Here is a 20,080-nt window from a genome sequence, read left to right on the forward strand (position 1 = left end):
TGCCGCGCGGCACCGAGCGCCTGCGCATCACGCCCTCGCCCTTCCACGACGAGGCCCGCATCGCCAAGCTCACGGCAGCGCTGGCCGAGACCTGGGACATCTTGGACATTCCGCGTCGCGGCGGTGCCTTCGTCGCGGCCGCCGCGTAATCTGCTCGGCGCGTCACCGGCCGCCCGCCCGGTTGCTCATCAAGAGACCGAGGGCCATCATGGCACGCCTGCAGAAGCTCGGCTGACCGCCCCGGTCCTGATCGTGTCGGCCCGCCGACTTTGGTCGCGCCTGCTCAGGACCGGCAGTCGTCAGGAGTCGGCGCGGCCGAGGCCGGATTGGGCCCAGGGGGGCGTCCGAGCCGGGGCAATCCGCTCGTCACAGCCGGCCCAACGAGCACCAGCGGCAGCACGCCTCAGATGCTACGATGACCAATGAGGATCGAGGTCCGGGTGCCGGAGAGAAGCATCGACTCGAGCGGGCGAAAACCGAAGCCGCCGCCATCGAAACGAACGCGATCGTCGACAGGAATCGCTGCGATCGAAGAGGAATCCATCGCTCCCTCCCGTGAGCGGCCGAGGACATCCCGCGCAGCCCACCTTGCGAAAGGGCGAGAAACTCCGGGTCGGATGGATCGCCGGGGCGGGGCAATTGCCGCGCGACGCTCGCCCGCGGCTTCTCGGCATCGGTGGGACGACCGCCGCGCGACGAGGCCGAAGGAGCGCCGCCGGTGCCGCCTTGTCCGGCACCGCGACGCCTGCCTGGCGTTCTACCGCGATCGTCCCACTGCGAGTTGACCCGGACCGACCCCCGCCAATCGCTGAACGCTGGATACGTGTCGGGCGAGTGGCGCGCGGCGAATGGTGGCGCACCGGCCAAACCCCGGATCGGCTTGGCGGACGTGCGAGGCGGGCGCGCATCGTCATGATACGCCGGCGGTTGGGACTTGCCGTCCGTCCGGAAGATGGCGGGCCGGCTCCGCAGGTGCGGTCCGCACCAGCACGCGCCCGCCGCACGCGAAGCCCGCTCGAGCGAGGATGCCGGCTTCTCCAGCGGACAGGGCATCATCGGCGATCTCGATAGCAATGCATGCGTGGCCGAGGTCGCGCGCGAGTTCCTCGACACAGGCCGCGATGGCATTCGGCAAGGCGTCTCCCGGAAGCCGTCCCATGATGACGTCGGTGACGCGCAGCATGAGCCCGCCGACAAGGGGTTCGCTAGTCCGGTAGGCGAAGACGGCCAGGACGCAGTCGCGGGCGTTCCGGACCATCATCAGACCGGCGCGGTCGCGCGGCGCCCGGCTGAGGCGCCGAACCACCGCCCGCCAGTCCCGTAGCGACAGCCCGGGATGCCGCAGGCTCATCAGGGGGAAGGCATAGTCGGCGTTGGCCGTCTCAAGGGGAGCTGCCGAATACAGATGTTCCATCCCGATATGTCCCCCGGCAAGAGCTTCCGGGCGAGGTCTCCCGCGCGCCGCGGTCCGGGTCCTTGATCCAGCGCAAATCCCGCGCAGACCGTCGCCCCGGGAACCCGTCCGCGCCGGGTCGCCCCGTCACCGGACGGCGCCGTTTGATTCAAATCAAGGCTCAACCAGAGCCCCGATTTTAAGCGCGATGGCACCCGTTCCTGCGCGAGGCGAATCGACGAAGCCATGGCCGCGATACCTGCATCCAAATATATGACGGAAGGAGAGGCGGGCCTCGGCCTCGCCCTGCTCGCCGGCGCGATCCTATGCGCAGTCGCCTCCACGCACGCGCTCGATCCGGCCTTCGGCTTCCATACGGGTCTCGGCGCACTCGCCGCCATCGCCGCCATCGCCGCCATCCTCTGGCGCTATGAGCATCGCGGACAGGAACTGCCTCCCCAGGTGATCGCGGGCAAGCCGAACTATAACCTCGGTCCCATCAAGTTCACGGCCATCGCCGCCATGGGCTGGGGTATCGCGGGCTTCCTGGTCGGCTGCATCATCGCCTTCCAGCTTTGGGCGCCGTCCCTCAACCTCGGACTGGAGTACACCAGCTTCGGGCGCCTGCGACCGCTGCATACCTCGGCGGTCATCTTCGCCTTCGGCGGCAATGTCCTGATCGGCACCTCCCTGTACGTCGTCCAGCGCACATGCCGGGTCCGGCTCGCGGGCGATCTTGCCCCCTGGTTCGTCGTGCTCGGCTACAACTTCTTCATCGTCATTGCGGGCACCGGCTACCTGCTCGGCGTGACCCAGTCGAAAGAATACGCCGAGCCCGAATGGTACGCTGACCTCTGGCTGACCCTCGTCTGGGTCGTCTACCTGCTAATCTTCCTCGCCACCCTTTGGAAGCGCAAGGAACCGCACATCTTTGTCGCGAACTGGTTCTATCTAGCCTTCATCGTGACCATCGCGATGCTTCACATCGTCAACAACCTGGCGGTGCCGATCTCGGTCTTCGGCTCGAAATCCTATCCCATGTTCGCGGGCGTGCAGGATGCCCTGATCCAGTGGTGGTACGGCCACAACGCGGTGGGCTTCTTCCTCACCGCCGGCTTCCTAGCGATCATGTACTACTTCGTCCCCAAGCGAGCGGAGCGGCCGATCTACTCGTACCGGCTGTCGATCATCCATTTCTGGGCCCTGATCTTCATGTACATCTGGGCAGGCCCCCACCACCTGCACTACACCGCCCTGCCGGACTGGGCCCAGACGCTCGGCATGACCTTCTCGATCATGCTGTGGATGCCCTCCTGGGGCGGCATGATCAACGGCCTGATGACCCTGTCGGGCGCCTGGGACAAGCTCCGTACCGACCCCGTCCTGCGCTTCATGGTGGTGTCGCTCGCCTTCTACGGTATGGCGACCTTCGAGGGCCCGATGATGTCCATCAAGGCCGTCAACTCGCTCTCGCACTACACCGACTGGACCATCGGCCACGTACATTCCGGTGCGCTGGGCTGGGTCGCCTACATCTCCTTCGGTGCCCTGTATTGCCTCGTGCCCTGGCTGTGGAACCGGCGCGAGCTCTATTCCCTGAAGCTCGTCGAGTGGCACTTCTGGGTCTCGACCCTCGGCATCGTGCTGTACATCTCCTCGATGTGGGTCGCCGGGATCATGCAGGGCCTGATGTGGCGCGCCTACAATACGCTCGGCTTCCTCGAATACTCCTTCGTCGAGACGGTCGAGGCGATGCAGCCCTACTACCTGGTCCGGGCGCTCGGCGGAGTGCTGTTCCTGATCGGCGGACTGATCATGGCCTGCAACCTCGCCATGACCATCGCGGGCAGGACCGCCTGGGAGCACGAGCCACTGTCGGTCCCCGGCGCCGAGCCGGCCCTGGTCCCGGCCGAGTGACCCTTGCGGGAGCCGCCCTTCACAGCGGCTCCCGAAACGCCCCTGTCTCCATCCCCATCACGGACGAACCATCATGGCCACCGCCCAGCCCGGCCTCTGGAAGAGGCACGAGATCTTCGAGAAGAACTCAATCATCCTGCTCATCGGCGCCCTCGTTGTTGTGGCCATCGGCGGCCTCGTCGAGATCACGCCGTTGTTCTACCTGAAGAGCACCGTCGAGAATGTCGAGGGGGTCCGCCCCTACACGCCCTTGGAACTTGCCGGGCGCAACATTTACGTCCGCGAGGGTTGCTACCTCTGCCACAGCCAGATGATCCGGCCGATGCGCGACGAGATTGAGCGCTATGGGCACTTCTCGCTCGCCGCCGAGAGCATGTACGACCACCCGTTCCAGTGGGGGTCGAAGCGGACCGGACCGGACCTCGCCCGCGTCGGCGGCAAGTATTCGGACGTTTGGCACCGCGAGCACCTGAAGGATCCGCGTTCCGTCGTGCCGGCCTCGATCATGCCGGCCTATGCTTTCCTGGAGCGTCCCCTGGATGCCGACGCCATCGCCGAGGACCTCAAGGCCAACCGCGCCGTCGGTGTACCCTACAGCGACGAGATGATCGCCTCCGCGAAAACCGACCTGAAGGCGCAACTCGATCCCGACGGATCCGGCGCCGCCGACCTACAGCGCCGCTATCCTGGGGCGGCCGTCCGCGACTTCGGAGGCGATGGCAAGAAGGCCGCCGAGATCGATGCGCTCATAGCCTACTTACAGGTGCTCGGCACGATGGTCGATTTCAAACTCTACGAAGATAAGAAGAACCTGAGGTGAGGCCGTGACCTACGAAACAGCCGCTGGATTCGCGCAGACGAGCGGGCTTCTCTATTTCGTCGGCATCTTCACCGCAGTGGCGCTATACGCCTTCTGGCCGCGCAACCGGAGCCGGTTCGAAGCCGCCGCCCATCTTCCCTTGAACGAGGACTGACAGCTGTGGCCAACAACGCACATCCGGGCCATTCGCCGCCCGGGGCCCCCATTACAACGGGTCACGAGTGGGACGGCATCGCCGAGTACAACAACCCGCTGCCGCGCTGGTGGCTGTACGGTCTCTACGCGACCATTGTCTGGGCCTTCGGCTACTGGATCGCCTACCCCGCGTGGCCGCTCGTGAGAGGCTACACCGCGGGCGTCCTCGGCTACTCGCAACGCGAGACCGTGCTGGCGGAGGTCGAGGCGGTCCGGCGGGAACGCGATGCGCGCGGCCAGGCGCAGCTCGCGAGCGCCTCCGTGGCGGAGATCCGTGCGGACCCGGCCCTCCTGCGGCTCGCGCTGGCCACCGGCAAGGCCGCCTTCGGCGACAACTGTGCCGCCTGCCACGGCAGCTCGGCGACCGGGCGGGTGGGCTACCCGAACTTGCAGGACGACGACTGGCTTTGGGGCGGCACGCCCGAGGAGATCGAACGCACGATCCGCTTTGGTGCACGCTCCGGGCACGGCGAGGCGAGGCTCGGCGACATGCCTGCCTTCGGCCGCGACGGCGTCCTGCAGCGGGCCGAGGTCGAGGCGGTGGCCAGCTACGTGCTCTCGCTCTCGGGCAAACCGGGCGTGCCTGGGGCGAGCCTAGAGAAGGGTGCGGAGGTTTTCGCTGGGAACTGCGTCGCCTGCCATGGCGAGGGTGCCAAGGGCAACCCGGAGATGGGCGCGCCGAACCTCACGGATCCGATCTGGCTCTACGGCTCGTCGCCGCAGCAGGTAGTCGCGACCGTGAGCAACGGGCGCAAGGGCGTGATGCCGGCCTGGGAGGGCCGGCTCGACGCCGCGACCATCAAGTCGCTCGCCGTGTACGTCCACGGCCTCGGCGGCGGAAAATAGAGACTGGGGCGCAAACTTGACGGCTGCCAGAGGCTCGATTGAGCGAGATCAAGGCAGCCGTCGGGTCACCAACCTAGACGGCATCGGAGCCGATCTTCCGGACGGAATGACGCCAATGCCGCTCGCTGAACCTGCCGAAAAGAGACCCGCGATCAAGCCTCAGCCCGGCTCGTCCGGGACCGCCCGCGCCAAGAAGTTCGGGGCGACGGCGAAGCGGGCGGCCGTACCGGAAGTGAACGGAGCCCTCTACGCCGCGCGGAAGAAAGTCCAGCCGCAGGCGGTGCGCGGAACCTTCCGGACCATCAAATGGGCGCTGCTCGCCGTCACGCTCGGCATCTACTACCTCGTGCCGTTCCTGCGCTGGAACCGGGGTCCGGGTGAGCCTTCCCAGGCGGTGCTGCTCGATCTCGACAGAGGCCGTTTTTACTTCATCTCTATCGAACTCTGGCCGCAGGACGTCACCTACGTCATGGGCCTCCTGATCCTGGCGGCCCTCGTCCTCTTCCTGATGAACGCGGTCGCGGGTCGCGTCTGGTGTGGCTACCTCTGCCCCCAGACGGTATGGACCGACCTGTTCCTCGCAGTGGAGCGTCTGATCGAGGGTGACAGGCGCGAGCGCCTCAAGCTCGATGCCGCCCCCTGGTCGGTCGAGAAAGTGGCACTGCGCACCATGAAGCATGCGATCTGGCTCATGATCGCGTGGTGGACGGGCGGCGCGTGGGTTCTCTACTTCGCGGACGCGCCGACGCTCGTCGGAAATCTAGCGACCTTCCAGGCGCCTCCGGTCGCCTACATCGCCATCCTGACTTTGACGGCCACCACGTACCTGCTTGCTGGCCACATGCGCGAGCAGGTCTGCACCTACATGTGCCCCTGGCCTCGGATCCAGGGCTCGCTCACCGACGAGCACTCGCTCAACATCCTCTATCGCGGCGACCGCGGCGAGCCGCGGGTCTCGGCCAAGCAGGCCGCCCAGTTGCGGGCTGCCGGTCTGCCTGCGGGCGACTGCGTCGATTGCTACGCCTGCGTCGCGGCCTGCCCGGCCGGCATCGACATCCGCGACGGCCTGCAGATGGACTGCATTCAGTGCGGCCTCTGCGTGGACGCCTGCGACACGGTCATGGGCAAGCTCGGGCGACCGACCGGCCTGATCGGGTACGACACCGAGGCGAACTGCCGGAACCGGGCGGCGGGTAAACCACCCGTCAGCCGGATCTTGCGGCCTCGGACGATCCTGTATGGAATCCTCGTCGGCGCGGTCGGCTGCGGCATGCTCTACAGCCTTGCCACCCGCAGCTTCACGTCCCTGAGTGTCCTGCACGACCGCAACCCGCTGTTCGTGACTCTGTCCAACGGGGCGATCCGCAACGGCTACACGCTGCGGCTGATCAATAAGCGGCCCATCGAACGTCACTTGGTGCTTTCCGTGGATGGGCTCCCGGACGCTCGCGTCGAGGTCGTGGGCGGCACGCCGGATGATCTGCCCGTCCCGTCAGATGCCACGCAGGAGTTCCGCGTCCTCGTCTTCGCGCCTGCGGGCGTGCACCCCGCATCGACCTCGGCGCTCACCTTCCGCATCACTGAACCAGCGACGGGCGAAAGCGCCCAGGCGCAGGATCACTTCAAGGCGCCCTAAACATGACCACATCTGCATCGCTTTCCGCTCCGCGCCTGACCGGTCGCAAGGTCCTGGCGATGTTCGTCGCATTCTTCGGCACGATCGCCAGCGCCGACGCAATTCTCGTCACCTCGGCCGTGCGGACCTGGTCCGGTCTAGAGGAACGTTCGCCCTACCAGGCGAGCCAACGCTACAACGTGGAACTGCAACTTGCTCGGGCGCAGGCCGCTCGCGGCTGGATCCTGGAGAGCAGCGCCGTTCGCAGAGGCGAGGCGAGTGTCGTCGTGAACGTTGCTCTGCGGGACCGCGACGGAACTCCGCTCACGGGCAAGACGCTGCAGGCCCGGCTCGAACGGCCGACCGACAAGCGGGCGGACATCGCGCTCGCGCTCGCCGAGACTGACACCGGCGCATACGCCGGCCAAGCCCACAATGTGGCGAGAGGTCAGTGGGACCTCGTCGTCGAGGTGCTCGGCGAGGACGGGGCCGAGTTCCGGCGCAGGCGCCGTGTCGTGCTGGACTGAACGGAGAGCGATCCGATGTGCTGCACCGACATGGCTCTCGCCTACGTCGAGGCCCACGCCTCTTGGAGCGAGGCCAATACCAAGCCCTCGCTTGCGCGGGACCACGCGGCCTTCGTGTCCCGAAGCCCGGACGGCACGGCACGCGTCGAGCTCGCCGTCGAAGGCGTGCGCTGCGCGAGTTGCATGACCGCCATCGAGCGCGGGCTCGGCGTCCTGCCCGGGATCGCGAAGGCGCGCCTGAACTTCTCCGATCGGCGCCTCTCGGTGACCTGGGCGCCGGGCGCCGAGGCCAACGTCGGCGCCGTTCTGCAGGCGCTCGAGGCGCTAGGATTCGAGGCCCAGCCCTTCGATCCTGGCTGTTCCTCGGACACGGAGGTCGCCGAATCGAAGCGCCTCGTCCGCGCGCTCGGCGTGGTCGGCTTCGCCTCGATGAACGTGATGCTGCTGGCCATCTCCGTCTGGGCCGGCAACGTCTCCGACATGATCCCAGAGAATCGGGACCTGTTCCACTGGATCCAGGCCGTGATCGCCCTGCCGGCAGCGGCATACGCCGGGCGGCCGTTCTACGAGGGTGCGTTTAAGGGCCTGCGCGCCGGTCGGGTGTCGATGGACTTCCCGATCACCCTTGGAGTGGTGCTGACGCTGGTCATGTCGGTCGTCGAGACCCTTTCCGGAGCAGCGCACGCTTATTTCGACGGCGCGATCATGCTGCTGTTCTTTCTCCTAATCGGCCGGGCCCTCGATCAGACGATGCGCCGCCGTACCCGCGCGTTCGCCGAGAACCTCGCGACCCTGCGGCGTGAGACGGCGACGCTCGCCGGCACGGACGGCAGTCTACGTGACGTGCCGCTTGCCGATCTTGCGCCCGGCGCACGCGTGCTGGTCCGCCCTGGCGAGCGGGTGCCGGTCGATGGGATCGTTGAGCACGGCGCCTCCGACCTCGACCAAAGCCTCGTGACCGGCGAAACCGCGGCCGTCTCCATCCGTCCGGGCGACAGGGTCTTCGCGGGGGCGCTAAACGGGAGCGGAGCACTCACCGTTCGTACGTCCGCCGCGGCCGGCGCGACGCTGCTCGACGAGGTCGAGGCCCTGATGAGGCGCGCGCTGGAGGCCCGGTCGCGGGCCCTCGTTCTGGCCGACAAGGCCACGCGACTCTACATTCCCCTGGTCCATGCCGCCGCCGCCCTGACGCTCGTCGGATGGCTCGCGGCGGGAGCCGGGTGGCACCCTGCTCTCCTCGATGCCGTCGCCGTCCTGATCATCACTTGCCCCTGCGCTCTCGGACTGGCGATTCCCGCCGTGCAGGTCGTGGCGGCAGGCGCCCTGTTCCGCGAGGGCGTGCTGCTCAACGACGGCACGGCCCTCGAGCGGTTCGCGGAGATCAACACGGTCGTGTTCGACAAGACAGGCACCCTAACCCTGCCGATCCCGACGCTGTGCAGCGGTGCCTACGCCCCAGAAATCCTCGAGAAGGCCGCGCGCCTCGCAGTGTCCAGCCGACACCCGATGGCACAGGCCCTCGTCCGGGCACATGGCGCCGCCGAGCCGTTCCCGGGCGCCCAGGAGGCGGCCGGCCTCGGCGTGCGCGCCGTCGTCGATGGTGTGGAACTCCGCCTCGGCTCCGCAGGCTTCTGCGACGCCGGGACCGAGGCCGCCGCGGCGATCATCGACGAACCGGAGGCGTCGACCATCTGCTTCCGTGCGGGCGATGCAGCGCCGGTCGCCTTTCCGGTCCGCCAGGCCCTACGCCCGGATGCGGGTCAGGTGGTCGCGGCCTTGCGGGACATAGGTCAGCAGGTCGTCATCCTGTCTGGCGACCGGACGCAGGCCGTCGAGGCGGTCGCGCGCCGCCTCGGGGTGAGCGATTGGGAGTCGGCCCTAACTCCGCGGGACAAGATCGCCCGCATCGAGGATCTTCGCCGGGCGGGCCGGAAGGTCCTGATGGTCGGCGACGGGCTCAACGATGCGCCGGCGCTGGCTGCAGCCCATGCCTCGCTCTCGCCGGTCACCGCCGCCCATGCCAGCCAAGCCGCCGCCGATGCACTCTTTCTCGGGCGGGATCTCGCTCCGGTCCTCTCCGTGCTCGCGGCGGGGCGGAAGTCCAAGCGCCTGATGCTCCAGAACATGTGGTTCTCGGGCGCCTACAACGTCGTCGCCGTGCCGCTCGCGGCCGCCGGCCTCCTGACGCCGCTGATTGCGGCGCTCGCAATGTCGGGCTCCTCACTCATCGTCACGCTGAACGCTTTGCGGGCGCGCTTCGGCCGGAACCGGCAGACCGATGTTGCGGCTGCCGCATTCCGGCGAGCACCGACGCCGCTCGAAACTCCTAACACATGAGTACGAACCATGAACATGCTTCTTCTGGTCATTCCCATCGCCCTCATGCTTGGTGGCCTCGGCCTCTGTGCCTTCATCTGGGCCCTGAATTCCGGCCAATACGATGACATCGAAGGGGCGGAATTCCGCGTACTGGCCGATGACTGAAATCGTCTGGTCGGCCCGGAACGGCGAGGGTGCGGAAGAGCGATGCCAGCCGCAGCCTTGGGCCGTTGCAGGAGCGACGTTCCTAGCGATGCTGTCGACTGCTGCGGCAGTCGGTTCGCCCAGTGTCCTCATATTACCCTTGAGCCGCGAGTTCGGCTGGAGCACCACATCGATCTCCTCGGCGCTCTCCGTCCGGATGGCCCTCCTTGGAATGGTGGGCCTCCTGGCCGCACCCCTCCTGAACACCCTCGGCCTGAAGCGCTTCCTACTATCCGCCCTTCTGCTCGTCGGAGCGGGGCTCCTGATCTCCCTCGCCATGACACAGGTCTGGCACCTCGTTCTGTTGTGGGGCGTGCTGGTCGGCATTGGTGCCGGAATGACGACGCTCGTGCTCGGGGCGACGGTCGCGGCCCGCTGGTTCTCGCAGCGTCGCGGCCTTGTCGTCGGCGTGCTGGCGGCAAGCGCGTCCGCCGGCCCCTTTCTGGCCTCGCCGGCGCTCTCCGCACTCGCGGAGGTGGCCGGGTGGCGGAGCACCGTCCTGACCCTAACCGGGCTGATCGCTCTGTCGGGCGCCGCCGTGTTCGCGCTGGTGCCTGACCATCCGGATAATACGATGCACGGAGCCGCCGGACGGCCGAATCGCGCTGGGCTGGCCGCACCGGTCGAGGAGTTGCTCGGGGCGCTGCGGGAGGCGGCGGGCTCGGGCGTGTTCTGGGTTCTGCTCGGCACCTTCGCGATCTGCGGCACCAGCACCAGCGGACTTGTACAGACGCACTTTGTGCCATTCTGCGCGGACGCTGGCCTGTCTCCCCTCGGATCCGCGAACGTTCTCGCTCTGATGGGACCGCTCACCATCCTCGGCTCGCTGGCCGCAGGCTGGCTGTCCGACCGCTTCGACAGCGGCTGGCTGCTGTTCTGGTTCTTCGCACTGCGCGGCCTCTCTCTGGCGTGCCTAGCGTTCACCGAAGCTTCTCTGCTGGAGCTATCCCTGTTCGGGATCTTCTACGGACTGGACTGGGTCGCGACTGTTCCACCGATGGTGAAGATCGTCATCGCTCGCTTCGGAGTTGCACGCGCCAACCTCGTCCTCGGCTGGATCTCTGCCGGGCATCAGTTCGCTGCCGCGGCAGCTGCCTACGGCACCGGCCTGAGTAAGGACGGGCTGTCGAGCTACCTGCCGGCCCTCCTCGCCGCGGGAGCCCTGTGCCTCGTCGCGGCGGCGGCCACACCAATCCTCAGCGTCGGCGATGGCGGCCGCCGAAGCTGACTGAGCCACAGCACTCGGCATGCCAGCGTCGGCGGACCCCGGCTCCCTTGATTCAGATCAAGGTTGATCCTCGCTGGGCCGGTACGAAGGAGCGGTCGCAGGCAGCCGGTCCTGCGGGAGCGCCGTTTCCGACACGAACGTCATGGAATCCGCGTGGAGCACGCTTGGCAAATGCCGGCTGCCGCAAAGCGAAGGGCGGTCCCGGCAGTTCCGCTCCGTTCTCCGTACACCTTCACGGCCTCTCCATCCGACCGCAACTATGACCTACCGCAAGAGCCGCCGCCTGATCCTGATTGCCTGCTGCGGCGCCGTGCTGGCGGTCGCGGTCGGGCTGATCCTGTCCGCGATGAGCGGCTCGATCGTGTTCTTCCGCTCGCCCACCGAGGTGGTCCAGCAGGGCGTGGCGCCGGGCACGCGCTTCCGCCTCGGCGGCCTCGTCAAGGACGGATCGGTGCAGCGCGGTGCTAACCAGCGGGTGGAGTTCGCCGTCACCGATACCAACGCCACCGTTCAGGTGACCTACCAGGGCCTCCTGCCGGACCTGTTCCGCGAGGGACAGGGCGTGGTGACGGAGGGCACGCTCGGGCCCGGCGGCGTCTTCCGGGCCGACAGCGTGCTGGCCAAGCACGACGAATCCTACATGCCCCGCGAGGTCGCCGACGCGCTCAAGGCTCAGAGGCATTGGCACGGTGGTCGGAGCAGGGCGGAAGCAAGCGCCCCGTCGGGGTCGCAGGGCCCGCATTGAGGTTTGGGGAGCGAGGGCCCAGGGCTTCCCCTACGTACGACTTGGCGGCCGCAGGTAGCCTCATGCCACGACCGCGTCGAGGTCCTCGGCCGTGATGATGCCGCGGCCGCCTGCGTCTTCGTTCTTCCGGGCTTGCAGTCGCGAAAGAACCTCTTCCCGCAAGCCGGCCGCGCGCTCGGCCGCATGGGGTGTCTGATAGAGGCCCGGCAGCCAGAGGCCGTCTTCCATGATGGCGAACGCGCCAGTTTCGACCTCAACCACCTCCGGCACCGTCATCCTCCCTATGCGGCACGGATGGCCGGTGGGGCCACCCGAAAAAAGTCGCGGCCACGTTCGTGCCCCCAGCACCGCCGCAATGCCTTGCGCTGGATCAAGGCGAACTGGCGTCTCAGCCGAGCTTCGGTCCCGTCAGCGCCCGCCAATAGGCGCCCACGAAGCCAAAGAACGCCGCCGCCCACAGCGCGCCGGCGAGCGGCAGAAGGGCGGCGGACCAAGCCGGATGGAGCGCGCCGCAGACCCGCGCGAGGACCGAGGCGGTCACGAGGACGTACACGGCCTGCAGGGCCGGCGTGGCGGCGAGCGGCCGCCCGGTGTGCCCGAGGCTCGCCCGCGACATGACGGCGAGCGTCATCGCGCCGATGGCGCCGCCTGTCCAGGCATGGACGCCGGCTGCCGCCGGCAACAGGCCCAGCGCCGACAGGCCGACGAGGACGAAGCCGAGCGGCACAAAGCCGTAGGCCACGTGCAGGATCAGCACGAGGCGGTCGCGCCAGATCCGGTCCCCCGCCCAACGAGCCAGGCGCAGGCCCTGGACGAAGCCCGCGGCAATTAAAGCCGCGCCGGTCGCTGTGCTCTCCGGCACGACGACCCAGGCGGTCAGGGCAGCGACGGCCCCGACCACCGCGGCCTTGTCAAAGGTGTCGAAGGGCATGGGCATGCGCCCCGGGTTCGCACGCGCCAGCCAATTGCGGGTGAAGCTCGGGATGATGCGGCCCCCGATCAGCATCACCAGCACGAGGGTAGCGGCAATGCCGATCCGAGTGCCGTACTCCGCCGCGCCTCGTAGATGGGCCTCGGCATGGAAAAGGGCGTTTCCGGCAAAGAGGGTTGCGAGAACAGCCAGTACCTTCAGGTTGCGCCAGTTGCGTCCCGCCAGGATCTCGCGGGTCACCGCGGCGGTCAGGAGCAGAAGGAACGACAGGTCAAGGAGGGCAGCCGGTAACCAGCCGATCCCGGCTGAGCCGGCCACCGCGATGCGCCCCGTCAGCCAAGCCAGCACCAGGGTCAGGAGGGGCGCGCCCTGCAGGGGCAGCCGCCCGGTCCAGTTCGGGATAGCGGTCAGCAGGAAACCGGCCACGACGGCGCTGACAAAGCCGTAGAGCATCTCGTGGATGTGCCAGTCGCGCGCGGCGAAGGCCGTAGGCAGGGCGAATTCGCCGGTGAACATCGGCAGCCAGACCACCACCGCCAAGCCGGCATAGAGCGAGCCGAGCAGGAAGAACGGCCGGAAACCGTAGGACAAGAGCGGTGGCCCTTCGTAGGGCCGAAGCCGGGGAGTCGGAGCCATCCTCGTTACCTCAATGAAACCACGGGTAGCTTCTGCCTGACAGGGCATCCGCCCCGGACGCCGAGCGAATAGCACCCCGCCGGCCCGATCCCGTTGATCCAAATCAAGGTAGGGGCAGAGGGAGTTCGCATCCTGCGCACCAAGGCGTGCAGATGGGGGGCCGACGATGCTGTCTTGGTTGAGAGGCCGCGCGACTCGCCACGCGCCCGAGCCGGACCGCGACGACGCGCCCGCTCTCCGGGCGGAGGTCAATCCCGAGGTGCTGAATTGCCTTGAGGACGTCCTCGACCCGGAGGTCGGCATCAGCGTGGTCCACCTTGGGCTCGTCTACCGGGCCGTGCGCACGCCCGAACGGATCGAAGTCGACCTCACCCTGACGGCCCGGACCTGTCCGCTTGGCGGCCTGATTGTGGAGGACGCCCGCACCTGCCTCACGCGGCGCTTCGTCGACTGCCCAAGCCTCCAGGTCAGGCTTGTCTGGAACCCGATCTGGACGCCCGACCGCATCACCCCACGCGGGCTGGAACTCCTCGGTCGCTCGCCCCGGGCTGAGTCCTGACCGGGCCTGTGAAGAAGGCAGAGGCCTGGAGACACCTTCGCAGATGGCGGGATTCGAACGGGCTGCCGTGTGTCGGACACTTAGTCCGAATCGACGCCTGGCACATCTCGCGCGGACAGCCGGTGGTCGCCGACGAGGCGGGCACGGTAGGCGATGGTGGATCCGGTCGCCCCAGGGAGCCGGTCAAGCAAGGAACGTGGTATGGCCCACACCAGATGGTCCCTGAGACCTGTTCAGCATGCGGGTTCGCGCCACGCGCATCGGCTGAGTCCGTGTGCCGACACCTCGCACCCGATGATCGTTCTGCGCGCATGGCCCGGTTGGCCAGTCGCGATACCGCGCCTGCCGTTGCTCGCATGCGCGGCGATGGCTTTGCTGGCCGGCATCGGAACCGGCCTGTCCCGCCTCGGCTGGACGCTGCCGGAGGGTGCCGCACTGGCCGAACTCCACGGCCCGTTGCTCGTCTCCGGCGTGTTCGGCACCCTGATTGGTCTGGAGCGTGCCGTCGCTTCCGGCCGGCGCTGGCCCTACGCGGCGCCCCTCCTGTCGAGCCTCGGCTCCGTGCTGCTGCTCGTGGGCCTGCCAGTCGCCGTGGGAGCTTGGGCCTACGTCCTGGCGGCGGTCGCACTGGTGGCGGGCTCACTTGTTGCTGTTCGCCAACAACCGGTGGCCTTCACGGCTTCGCTGGCGGCCGGCGCGGTCGCATGGCTGGCCGGAAGTACGCTCTGGGCTTCGGGGCGCCCCGTACCGGGTCTCGTAGGATGGTGGCTCGCCTTCCTGGTCCTGACCATCGCCGGAGAGCGCCTGGAGCTCAGCCGTCTCATGCCGCGCAGGCGCGAGGGCTTGCTCCTCTATCTTCTCGCCACAGGCTCGTTTCTGGCCGGTGCCGCGTCGGGGCTGGCCACCGAATGGGGAGCGCGGCTGGCCGGAGCGGGTCTGCTCGCGCTCGCGGCCTGGCTGGCCCGACACGACATCGCGACGCGCACCGTCCGTGCCAGAGGCCAAGCCCGCTTCATGGCCGTCTGCATGCTCGCAGGCTATGCCTGGCTCGGGGCCGCCGGTCTGCTTCTCTTCGCGTGTCCGCCAGGCACCGCCGCATACGGATACGACATGGCCCTGCACGCTGTGCTGCTCGGGTTCGTGCTGTCGATGGTCTTCGGGCACGCCCTCATCATCCTGCCCGCCGTCGTGTCGCTGCGCGTGCGATACGCCCCCGTGCTCTACGCGCCCCTTGCCGCCCTGCACGCCTCCGTCGTCCTGCGCGTCGGGGCCGACCTTCTCGGCGCGGAGGTCGGCCGGCAATGGAGTGGGATCGTCACAAGCCTCGCCATCATCGGCTTTGCCGTGTCCATGACTATCTTATGCAAGGACGCCGTCGGGCTGCCGGAGGAGGAGCAACCGCATGAGCGAGTTCGCCGCCGCCCTGGCCGTGTTCCTTGCGGCCCACTCGATCCCAGCGGCTCCGGCAGTACGCGACCGGCTGGTGGCGTGGATCGGCCTCCGCCCCTACCTCGTCCTGTACTCGCTCCTGTCGCTCGGCCTGCTCGCCTGGCTCGTCATCGCGGCTCTCCGTGCCGATACCATCGTGCTTTGGCAGCCCGCGGCCTGGCAATGGCACGTAATATTGGGACTGATGCCGGTCGCCCTTTTCTTCGGAGTGGCCGGTCTTCTCGCGCCCAACCCGCTCTCGATATCCATTCGCGGCGGTTCGGAGCCCGGTCCCATCGTCTCGGTCACCCGCCACCCGCTGCTCTGGGGCTTCCTGATTTGGGCCGCGGCCCACATCCCGCCGAATGGAGACTTGGTGTCCGTGATCCTGTTCGGCGGGATGGCAGCGTTCGCACTGCTCGGCTTTGCCCTGCTCGACGCGAAGGCGCGCCGCCGATTAGGGCCGGAGCGCTGGCGAATGCTGAGCCGGCCGACCTCGACGGTTCCGTTCGCGGCTCAGCTCTCAGGGCGTGCGCGAATCGGATCCGCTCGGCCGCTGATCTTACCGGCGGCGCTGGCCCTAACCCTCTACGCCTGGTTCCTGTTGCAGGGTCACGTCCTCTTGATCGGCCCCGACCCGCTCGCTGCGCTCGGCGCGTTCGGTTGACTCATCCTACGGACGAGACCTCCCGCGCCGCGACAGACGCGGTTTCATGGTTTGGCCGGAGGCCAATCTCGACGGCCACAGTGAAGGCGCGACCGGTCGGCCCGACCCGCCTCTGAGGGCCGCGGACAAGGCAATTCACGGCGCGGCACAGCCGGGGCCGGGCACGATTGAGACACATCAAGGCATGGCAGCCGCCGGAGCTCTAGCGCTGTGCCGTCGCCGGGGCGGTGCGGGCGCGATACGCAACGCTGTCGAAGAGGAGTTTGCATGAGGGACGATCCGAGGGCTCGGTACGGCGACGAGCGCTTACCGCGCTACACGAGCTACCCCGCGAGTCCGCACTTCACCCCGGAGGTGCAGGCGGACACATACGGCAGGTGGCTGGCCGCACTGACCGCCGACGCCAGCGCTTCGCTTTACCTGCATGTGCCGTTCTGCCGCTCAATGTGCTGGTACTGCGGCTGCCACACGACCATCACGCGGCACGACGCCCCCATCGATGGCTACCTGTCGGCGCTGCGCCGGGAAGTCGACCTCGTCTCCGCCCGGCTCGAACACGCGCCCTTGGTGCGTCACATCCATTTCGGTGGGGGCACGCCCACCATCATGGCGCCTGAAGCTTTCGGGGATCTTGTCGCCCTCCTGCGGTCCCGCTTCCCTATATCCCCGGATGCCGAGATCGCTGTCGAGATTGATCCCCGCACCTTGTTGCCTGAGATGATCGCAGCAATCGGCTCGTCGGGCGTCTCCCGCGCAAGCCTAGGCGTCCAGAGCTTCGATCCATTCGTCCAACGGGCGATCCGGCGGGAGCAGAGTTTCGAGCGGACGGCGGATTCTGTTCGCAGCCTGCGAGCCGCAGGTGTTGCCGGCATCAACCTCGATTTGATCTATGGCCTGCCGCACCAGACGGTCGCGTCCTGCATCGACACTGTCCGGCTCTGCCTGGAGATGCGCCCCGATCGCTTCGCGGTTTTCGGATACGCGCACGTGCCTACCTTTAAGAAGCATCAGCGAAAGATCGACGAGGCCGCTCTTCCGGACGGTCCGGCACGGCAGCTCCAGGCAGATGCCATCGCCGCCGTACTGCTCGATGCAGGCTACATTCAGATTGGGCTTGACCATTACGCCCGTCCCGACGATGCAATGGCGCGCGCCCTGGCAGAAGGAACGCTGCACCGGAACTTCCAGGGCTATACGACCGATCCGAGCGACGTGCTTCTCGGCTTCGGCGCATCAGCCATCGGACGGCTTCCCCAGGGCTACGTGCAGAACGAGACGGCGATCCGGTCCTACGCCGAGAAGATCGGCCGCGGCGAGCTGCCCGCTATCAAGGGATACGCCCTCTCGTCCGACGATCGGCTCCGGGCCGACCTGATCGAGCAGGTGATGTGCGACTTCGCGGTCGACGTCGGGCAAGTCTGTCGGGAACACGGCCGGAGCCCGGGGGACTTCCTGACTTCGCTGCCCCGGCTGCAGATCCTCGAGGCGGACGGTCTCGTCCGGATCGAGGGGGAGGTCGTGAGCATCCCGGATGAGGCGCGGATCCTCGTCCGGAGCGTCGCCGCGGCGTTCGACGCCTATCTCGGCACCTCCGGCCGCACCCACAGCCGGGCCGTCTGACCCATCGCGCTTCGCTCCCCGAGCAACCGCGATGGAGCCGTCCGACATTCGGTGCCACAGCCGTCACCGGCGGTTTGGTGGAGCCTCGCTTGCTGGCTTATCCTCAAGACAGCCCAGATTGGCGGGTCGGAGGAACGTTTGAATCAGACAACGCCTGCAGAGGACACGGGCTCCGCTCCTAATCAGCGCGAGCATTTGCTCGCCGTCGCCACGGAGGTGGCACTCGCCACCCTCGATCGCGAGGGACAGGTCACGAGTTGGTACCCGGGGCCGGAACACGTCAGCCGGTGGCATGAGGGCGGTGTCCTCGGGCGACATCACTCAATCTTCCACCCGTCGCCCGATCTCGAAGCCGGCAAGCCAGAGCGGATCCTCGCCATCGCGCGCGAAACCGGTCGCTACGAGGAAGACGGCATCCGGATCGGGGCCGATGGCACACCCTACCGCGCCAAGGTCCTGATCGTCCCGATGCGGGACGCAGGCGGCGAGGTCGTTGGCTATACTAAGGCTATCTGGGGCATTTCCGAGCGCATCGTGGCTGAGGAGGCGCTGCGCACGAGCGAGGCGCACCTGCGCTCCATCCTAGAGACCGTGCCCGACGCGATGGTCGTCATCGACGAGGAGGCCTGTATCCAGTCCTTCAGCACCACGGCGGTGCGCCAGTTTGGCTATGAGGCCGCAGAGATCGTCGGCAGCAACGTTAGCATGCTGATGCCGGAGCCCTACCGCAGCCAGCACGACGGCTACATGGCGCGCTATCTCAAGACGGGCGAGCGGCGCATCATTGGGATCGGCCGCGTCGTGGTCGGGCAGCGCAAGGACGGCTCGACCTTCCCGATGGAACTGTCAGTGGGCGAGATGCGGTCCGGCGGCGTGCGCTACTTCACGGGCTTCATCCGGGATCTGACCGAGCGCCAGAAGACCGAGACGCGCTTGCAAGAGCTGCAATCCGAACTCGTGCATATGTCCCGCTTCACCGCGCTCGGGGAGATGGCCTCGACGCTCGCCCACGAGATCAACCAGCCGCTCACCGCCATCGCCAGCTATCTCAGGGGATGCCGCCGGCTCCTCGCCCGCATGGAGGGGCCCGAGGTAACGATGCTATCGGAGGCGGTCAGCCAAGCGGCCGACCAGGCCTTGCGTGCAGGCCAGGTCATCCGGCATCTGCGCGAGTTCGTGTCCCGCGGCGAGAGCGAGCGCCATATCGAGAGCCTACCCAAGCTGATCGAGGAGGCCAGCGCCCTGGCCCTCGTCGGGGCCAAGGAGAAGGGCGTCCGCGTCGGCTTCGCCTTCGATCCCGATGCCCCGCTCGTGCTCGCCGACCGAATCCAGGTACAGCAGGTGCTGCTGAACCTGATCCGCAACGCCATCGAGGCCATGCACGAGGCGCCGCGCCGCGAGCTCATCGTCGCAACGCGGGCGATGCAGCCGGAGGCCCTCGTCGAGATTCGCGTGTCGGATACTGGCACCGGCATCGCACCTGAGATCGCGGCCAGACTCTTCCACCCGTTCGTGACTACGAAGCCGCACGGCATGGGCGTGGGCCTCTCGATCTGCCGCACCATCGTCGAGGCCCATGGCGGCAAGATCTGGGTCGCGGTCGGACCGAACGGTGGGACTAGCTTTCACTTCACCTTGCGGGCGGTCGATACGAGGGAGATGAGCGATGTCGAGTGAGGCCATCGTGCACGTGGTGGACGACGACCTGGCGGTCCGGCAGTCGCTTGCCTTCCTGCTCGCCACGGACGGGCTGCCGGTGCGGGTGCACGAATCTGCGACCGCCTTCCTCGACACGGTCACTGACGCGGCGGGCTGTATCGTGACGGATGTTCGCATGCCCGGCCTCGACGGTATCGCGTTCCTGCGCCGCCTCAGGGAACGGGGAAGCGCGCCGCCCGTCATCGTGATGACCGGGCATGCGGACGTCCCCCTGGCCGTCGAGGCCATGAAGGAAGGCGCAGTCGACTTTATCGAGAAGCCGTTCGACGACGAGGTTTTCCTCACCGCGGTTCGCTCGGCGATCCGCCGGATCGAGCGGTGCGCCGAGCTAGACGGGCAGGTGAGCGCCGTCAACGCCCGCCTCGCCGCGCTCTCGGAACGCGAGCGACAGGTGCTGGAGGGGCTCGTGGCCGGTAAGGCCAACAAAGTGATCGCCCTCGACCTCGCCATCAGCCCGCGGACGGTGGAGATCTACCGCGCCAACGTCATGGCCAAGATGCAGGCCGGAAGCCTCTCGGAACTCGTGCGCATGGCCTTGCTGGCGGCGCGCGTGCGCTGATCGTCGTTTGCGGACGCGGCTGCCGAGGGAGGGCGGTTCAATTCGCCCTCAGGCCGATGCCGGGGGTCCAGGCGTCCGGCGGGATCATGCCCGGCGCCACGTAGGCGAAGTAGAGCGCGTCGAGCTGCGTCCAGAGGACATTGCACTTGAAG

At 67.7% G+C, this 20,080-nt stretch carries 19 protein-coding genes and 3 pseudogenes; 17 read left to right on the plus strand and 5 right to left on the minus strand.

Features of this window, described 5'->3' with window-relative positions:
* Positions 1–149: pseudogene (locus WDW90_RS26580) on the plus strand (5-aminolevulinate synthase); the annotation flags it as partial.
* Between the two features lie 254 nt (positions 150–403).
* On the opposite strand, the gene WDW90_RS26585 reads toward WDW90_RS26580, so the two are convergent.
* Together WDW90_RS26585 and WDW90_RS26590 are read right to left on the minus strand one after the other, a co-directional pair.
* Complete coding sequence (locus WDW90_RS26585) at positions 404–544, minus strand: hypothetical protein (protein WP_336490521.1); 141 nt, start codon at positions 542–544, stop codon at positions 404–406.
* A 366-nt stretch (positions 545–910) separates the two neighbouring features.
* Positions 911–1,414, minus strand: coding sequence for a hypothetical protein (locus WDW90_RS26590; protein WP_336490522.1), 504 nt, complete (start codon positions 1,412–1,414; stop codon positions 911–913).
* 252 nt (positions 1,415–1,666) lie between these two features.
* Here WDW90_RS26590 and ccoN point away from each other — a divergent pair, with 252 nt between their 5' ends.
* From ccoN to ccmE, 10 genes are all read left to right on the plus strand, one after another.
* Entirely contained in the window at positions 1,667–3,310 is a 1,644-nt protein-coding gene (ccoN, locus tag WDW90_RS26595; protein ID WP_431311128.1) for a cytochrome-c oxidase, cbb3-type subunit I, read from the plus strand.
* Between the two features lie 73 nt (positions 3,311–3,383).
* A complete protein-coding gene (ccoO, locus tag WDW90_RS26600; protein WP_336490524.1) occupies positions 3,384–4,130 on the plus strand; it encodes a cytochrome-c oxidase, cbb3-type subunit II in 747 nt (248 codons plus the stop codon).
* A gap of 4 nt (positions 4,131–4,134) precedes the next feature.
* Positions 4,135–4,284, plus strand: a complete 150-nt coding sequence (locus WDW90_RS26605) for a cbb3-type cytochrome c oxidase subunit 3 (RefSeq protein WP_336490525.1) — start codon at positions 4,135–4,137, stop codon at positions 4,282–4,284.
* 5 nt (positions 4,285–4,289) lie between these two features.
* The gene (gene ccoP, locus WDW90_RS26610) at positions 4,290–5,171 is read left to right on the plus strand and encodes a cytochrome-c oxidase, cbb3-type subunit III (RefSeq protein ID WP_336490526.1); all 882 of its coding nucleotides are present in this window, start codon (positions 4,290–4,292) and stop codon (positions 5,169–5,171) included.
* A 115-nt stretch (positions 5,172–5,286) separates the two neighbouring features.
* Complete coding sequence (ccoG, locus tag WDW90_RS26615) at positions 5,287–6,807, plus strand: cytochrome c oxidase accessory protein CcoG (RefSeq protein WP_336490527.1); 1,521 nt, start codon at positions 5,287–5,289, stop codon at positions 6,805–6,807.
* Between the two features lie 2 nt (positions 6,808–6,809).
* On the plus strand, positions 6,810–7,313 hold the full coding sequence (locus tag WDW90_RS26620; protein WP_336490528.1) for a FixH family protein: 504 nt from the start codon (positions 6,810–6,812) through the stop codon (positions 7,311–7,313).
* A gap of 15 nt (positions 7,314–7,328) precedes the next feature.
* Positions 7,329–9,650 carry a heavy metal translocating P-type ATPase gene (locus WDW90_RS26625; protein WP_336490529.1) on the plus strand — a complete coding sequence of 774 codons (2,322 nt, stop codon included), beginning with the start codon at positions 7,329–7,331 and terminating at the stop codon, positions 9,648–9,650.
* 9 nt (positions 9,651–9,659) lie between these two features.
* Positions 9,660–9,797, plus strand: coding sequence for a cbb3-type cytochrome oxidase assembly protein CcoS (gene ccoS / locus WDW90_RS26630; RefSeq protein WP_336490530.1), 138 nt, complete (start codon positions 9,660–9,662; stop codon positions 9,795–9,797).
* Position 9,798: 1 nt separating this feature from the next.
* Positions 9,799–11,064, plus strand: coding sequence for an MFS transporter (locus WDW90_RS26635; RefSeq protein ID WP_336490539.1), 1,266 nt, complete (start codon positions 9,799–9,801; stop codon positions 11,062–11,064).
* A 259-nt stretch (positions 11,065–11,323) separates the two neighbouring features.
* Positions 11,324–11,809, plus strand: coding sequence for a cytochrome c maturation protein CcmE (gene ccmE, locus WDW90_RS26640; protein WP_336490531.1), 486 nt, complete (start codon positions 11,324–11,326; stop codon positions 11,807–11,809).
* 60 nt (positions 11,810–11,869) lie between these two features.
* Here ccmE and WDW90_RS26645 read toward each other — a convergent pair whose 3' ends face one another.
* Positions 11,870–12,085: a hypothetical protein gene (locus tag WDW90_RS26645; protein ID WP_336490532.1), complete on the minus strand. Its 216-nt coding sequence runs from the start codon at positions 12,083–12,085 to the stop codon at positions 11,870–11,872.
* A 112-nt stretch (positions 12,086–12,197) separates the two neighbouring features.
* Positions 12,198–13,376 carry an NnrS family protein gene (locus tag WDW90_RS26650; RefSeq protein ID WP_336490533.1) on the minus strand — a complete coding sequence of 393 codons (1,179 nt, stop codon included), beginning with the start codon at positions 13,374–13,376 and terminating at the stop codon, positions 12,198–12,200.
* A gap of 166 nt (positions 13,377–13,542) precedes the next feature.
* Here WDW90_RS26650 and WDW90_RS26655 point away from each other — a divergent pair, with 166 nt between their 5' ends.
* From WDW90_RS26655 to fixJ, 6 genes and pseudogenes are all read left to right on the plus strand, one after another.
* Positions 13,543–13,935 carry a metal-sulfur cluster assembly factor gene (locus WDW90_RS26655; RefSeq protein WP_336490534.1) on the plus strand — a complete coding sequence of 131 codons (393 nt, stop codon included), beginning with the start codon at positions 13,543–13,545 and terminating at the stop codon, positions 13,933–13,935.
* 366 nt (positions 13,936–14,301) lie between these two features.
* Positions 14,302–15,231 (plus strand): annotated as a pseudogene (locus WDW90_RS41255) (DUF8744 domain-containing protein); the annotation flags it as partial.
* Positions 15,232–15,337: 106 nt separating this feature from the next.
* Entirely contained in the window at positions 15,338–16,030 is a 693-nt protein-coding gene (locus WDW90_RS26665; protein ID WP_336490536.1) for an NnrU family protein, read from the plus strand.
* Positions 16,031–16,297: 267 nt separating this feature from the next.
* Positions 16,298–17,650 carry an oxygen-independent coproporphyrinogen III oxidase gene (hemN, locus tag WDW90_RS26670; RefSeq protein ID WP_336490540.1) on the plus strand — a complete coding sequence of 451 codons (1,353 nt, stop codon included), beginning with the start codon at positions 16,298–16,300 and terminating at the stop codon, positions 17,648–17,650.
* 138 nt (positions 17,651–17,788) lie between these two features.
* Positions 17,789–19,327: a PAS domain-containing sensor histidine kinase gene (locus WDW90_RS26675; RefSeq protein ID WP_336490537.1), complete on the plus strand. Its 1,539-nt coding sequence runs from the start codon at positions 17,789–17,791 to the stop codon at positions 19,325–19,327.
* Positions 19,317–19,928: a response regulator FixJ gene (gene fixJ, locus WDW90_RS26680; RefSeq protein WP_336490538.1), complete on the plus strand. Its 612-nt coding sequence runs from the start codon at positions 19,317–19,319 to the stop codon at positions 19,926–19,928. Before WDW90_RS26675 ends, fixJ begins: the two co-directional genes overlap by 11 nt.
* A gap of 37 nt (positions 19,929–19,965) precedes the next feature.
* On the opposite strand, the pseudogene WDW90_RS26685 reads toward fixJ, so the two are convergent.
* A pseudogene (locus tag WDW90_RS26685) lies at positions 19,966–20,080 on the minus strand (pyrroloquinoline-quinone synthase PqqC); the annotation flags it as partial.

The organism is Methylobacterium nigriterrae (genome assembly GCF_037106235.1).
In the GTDB taxonomy this organism is placed as follows: Bacteria; Pseudomonadota; Alphaproteobacteria; order Rhizobiales; family Beijerinckiaceae; genus Methylobacterium; species Methylobacterium nigriterrae.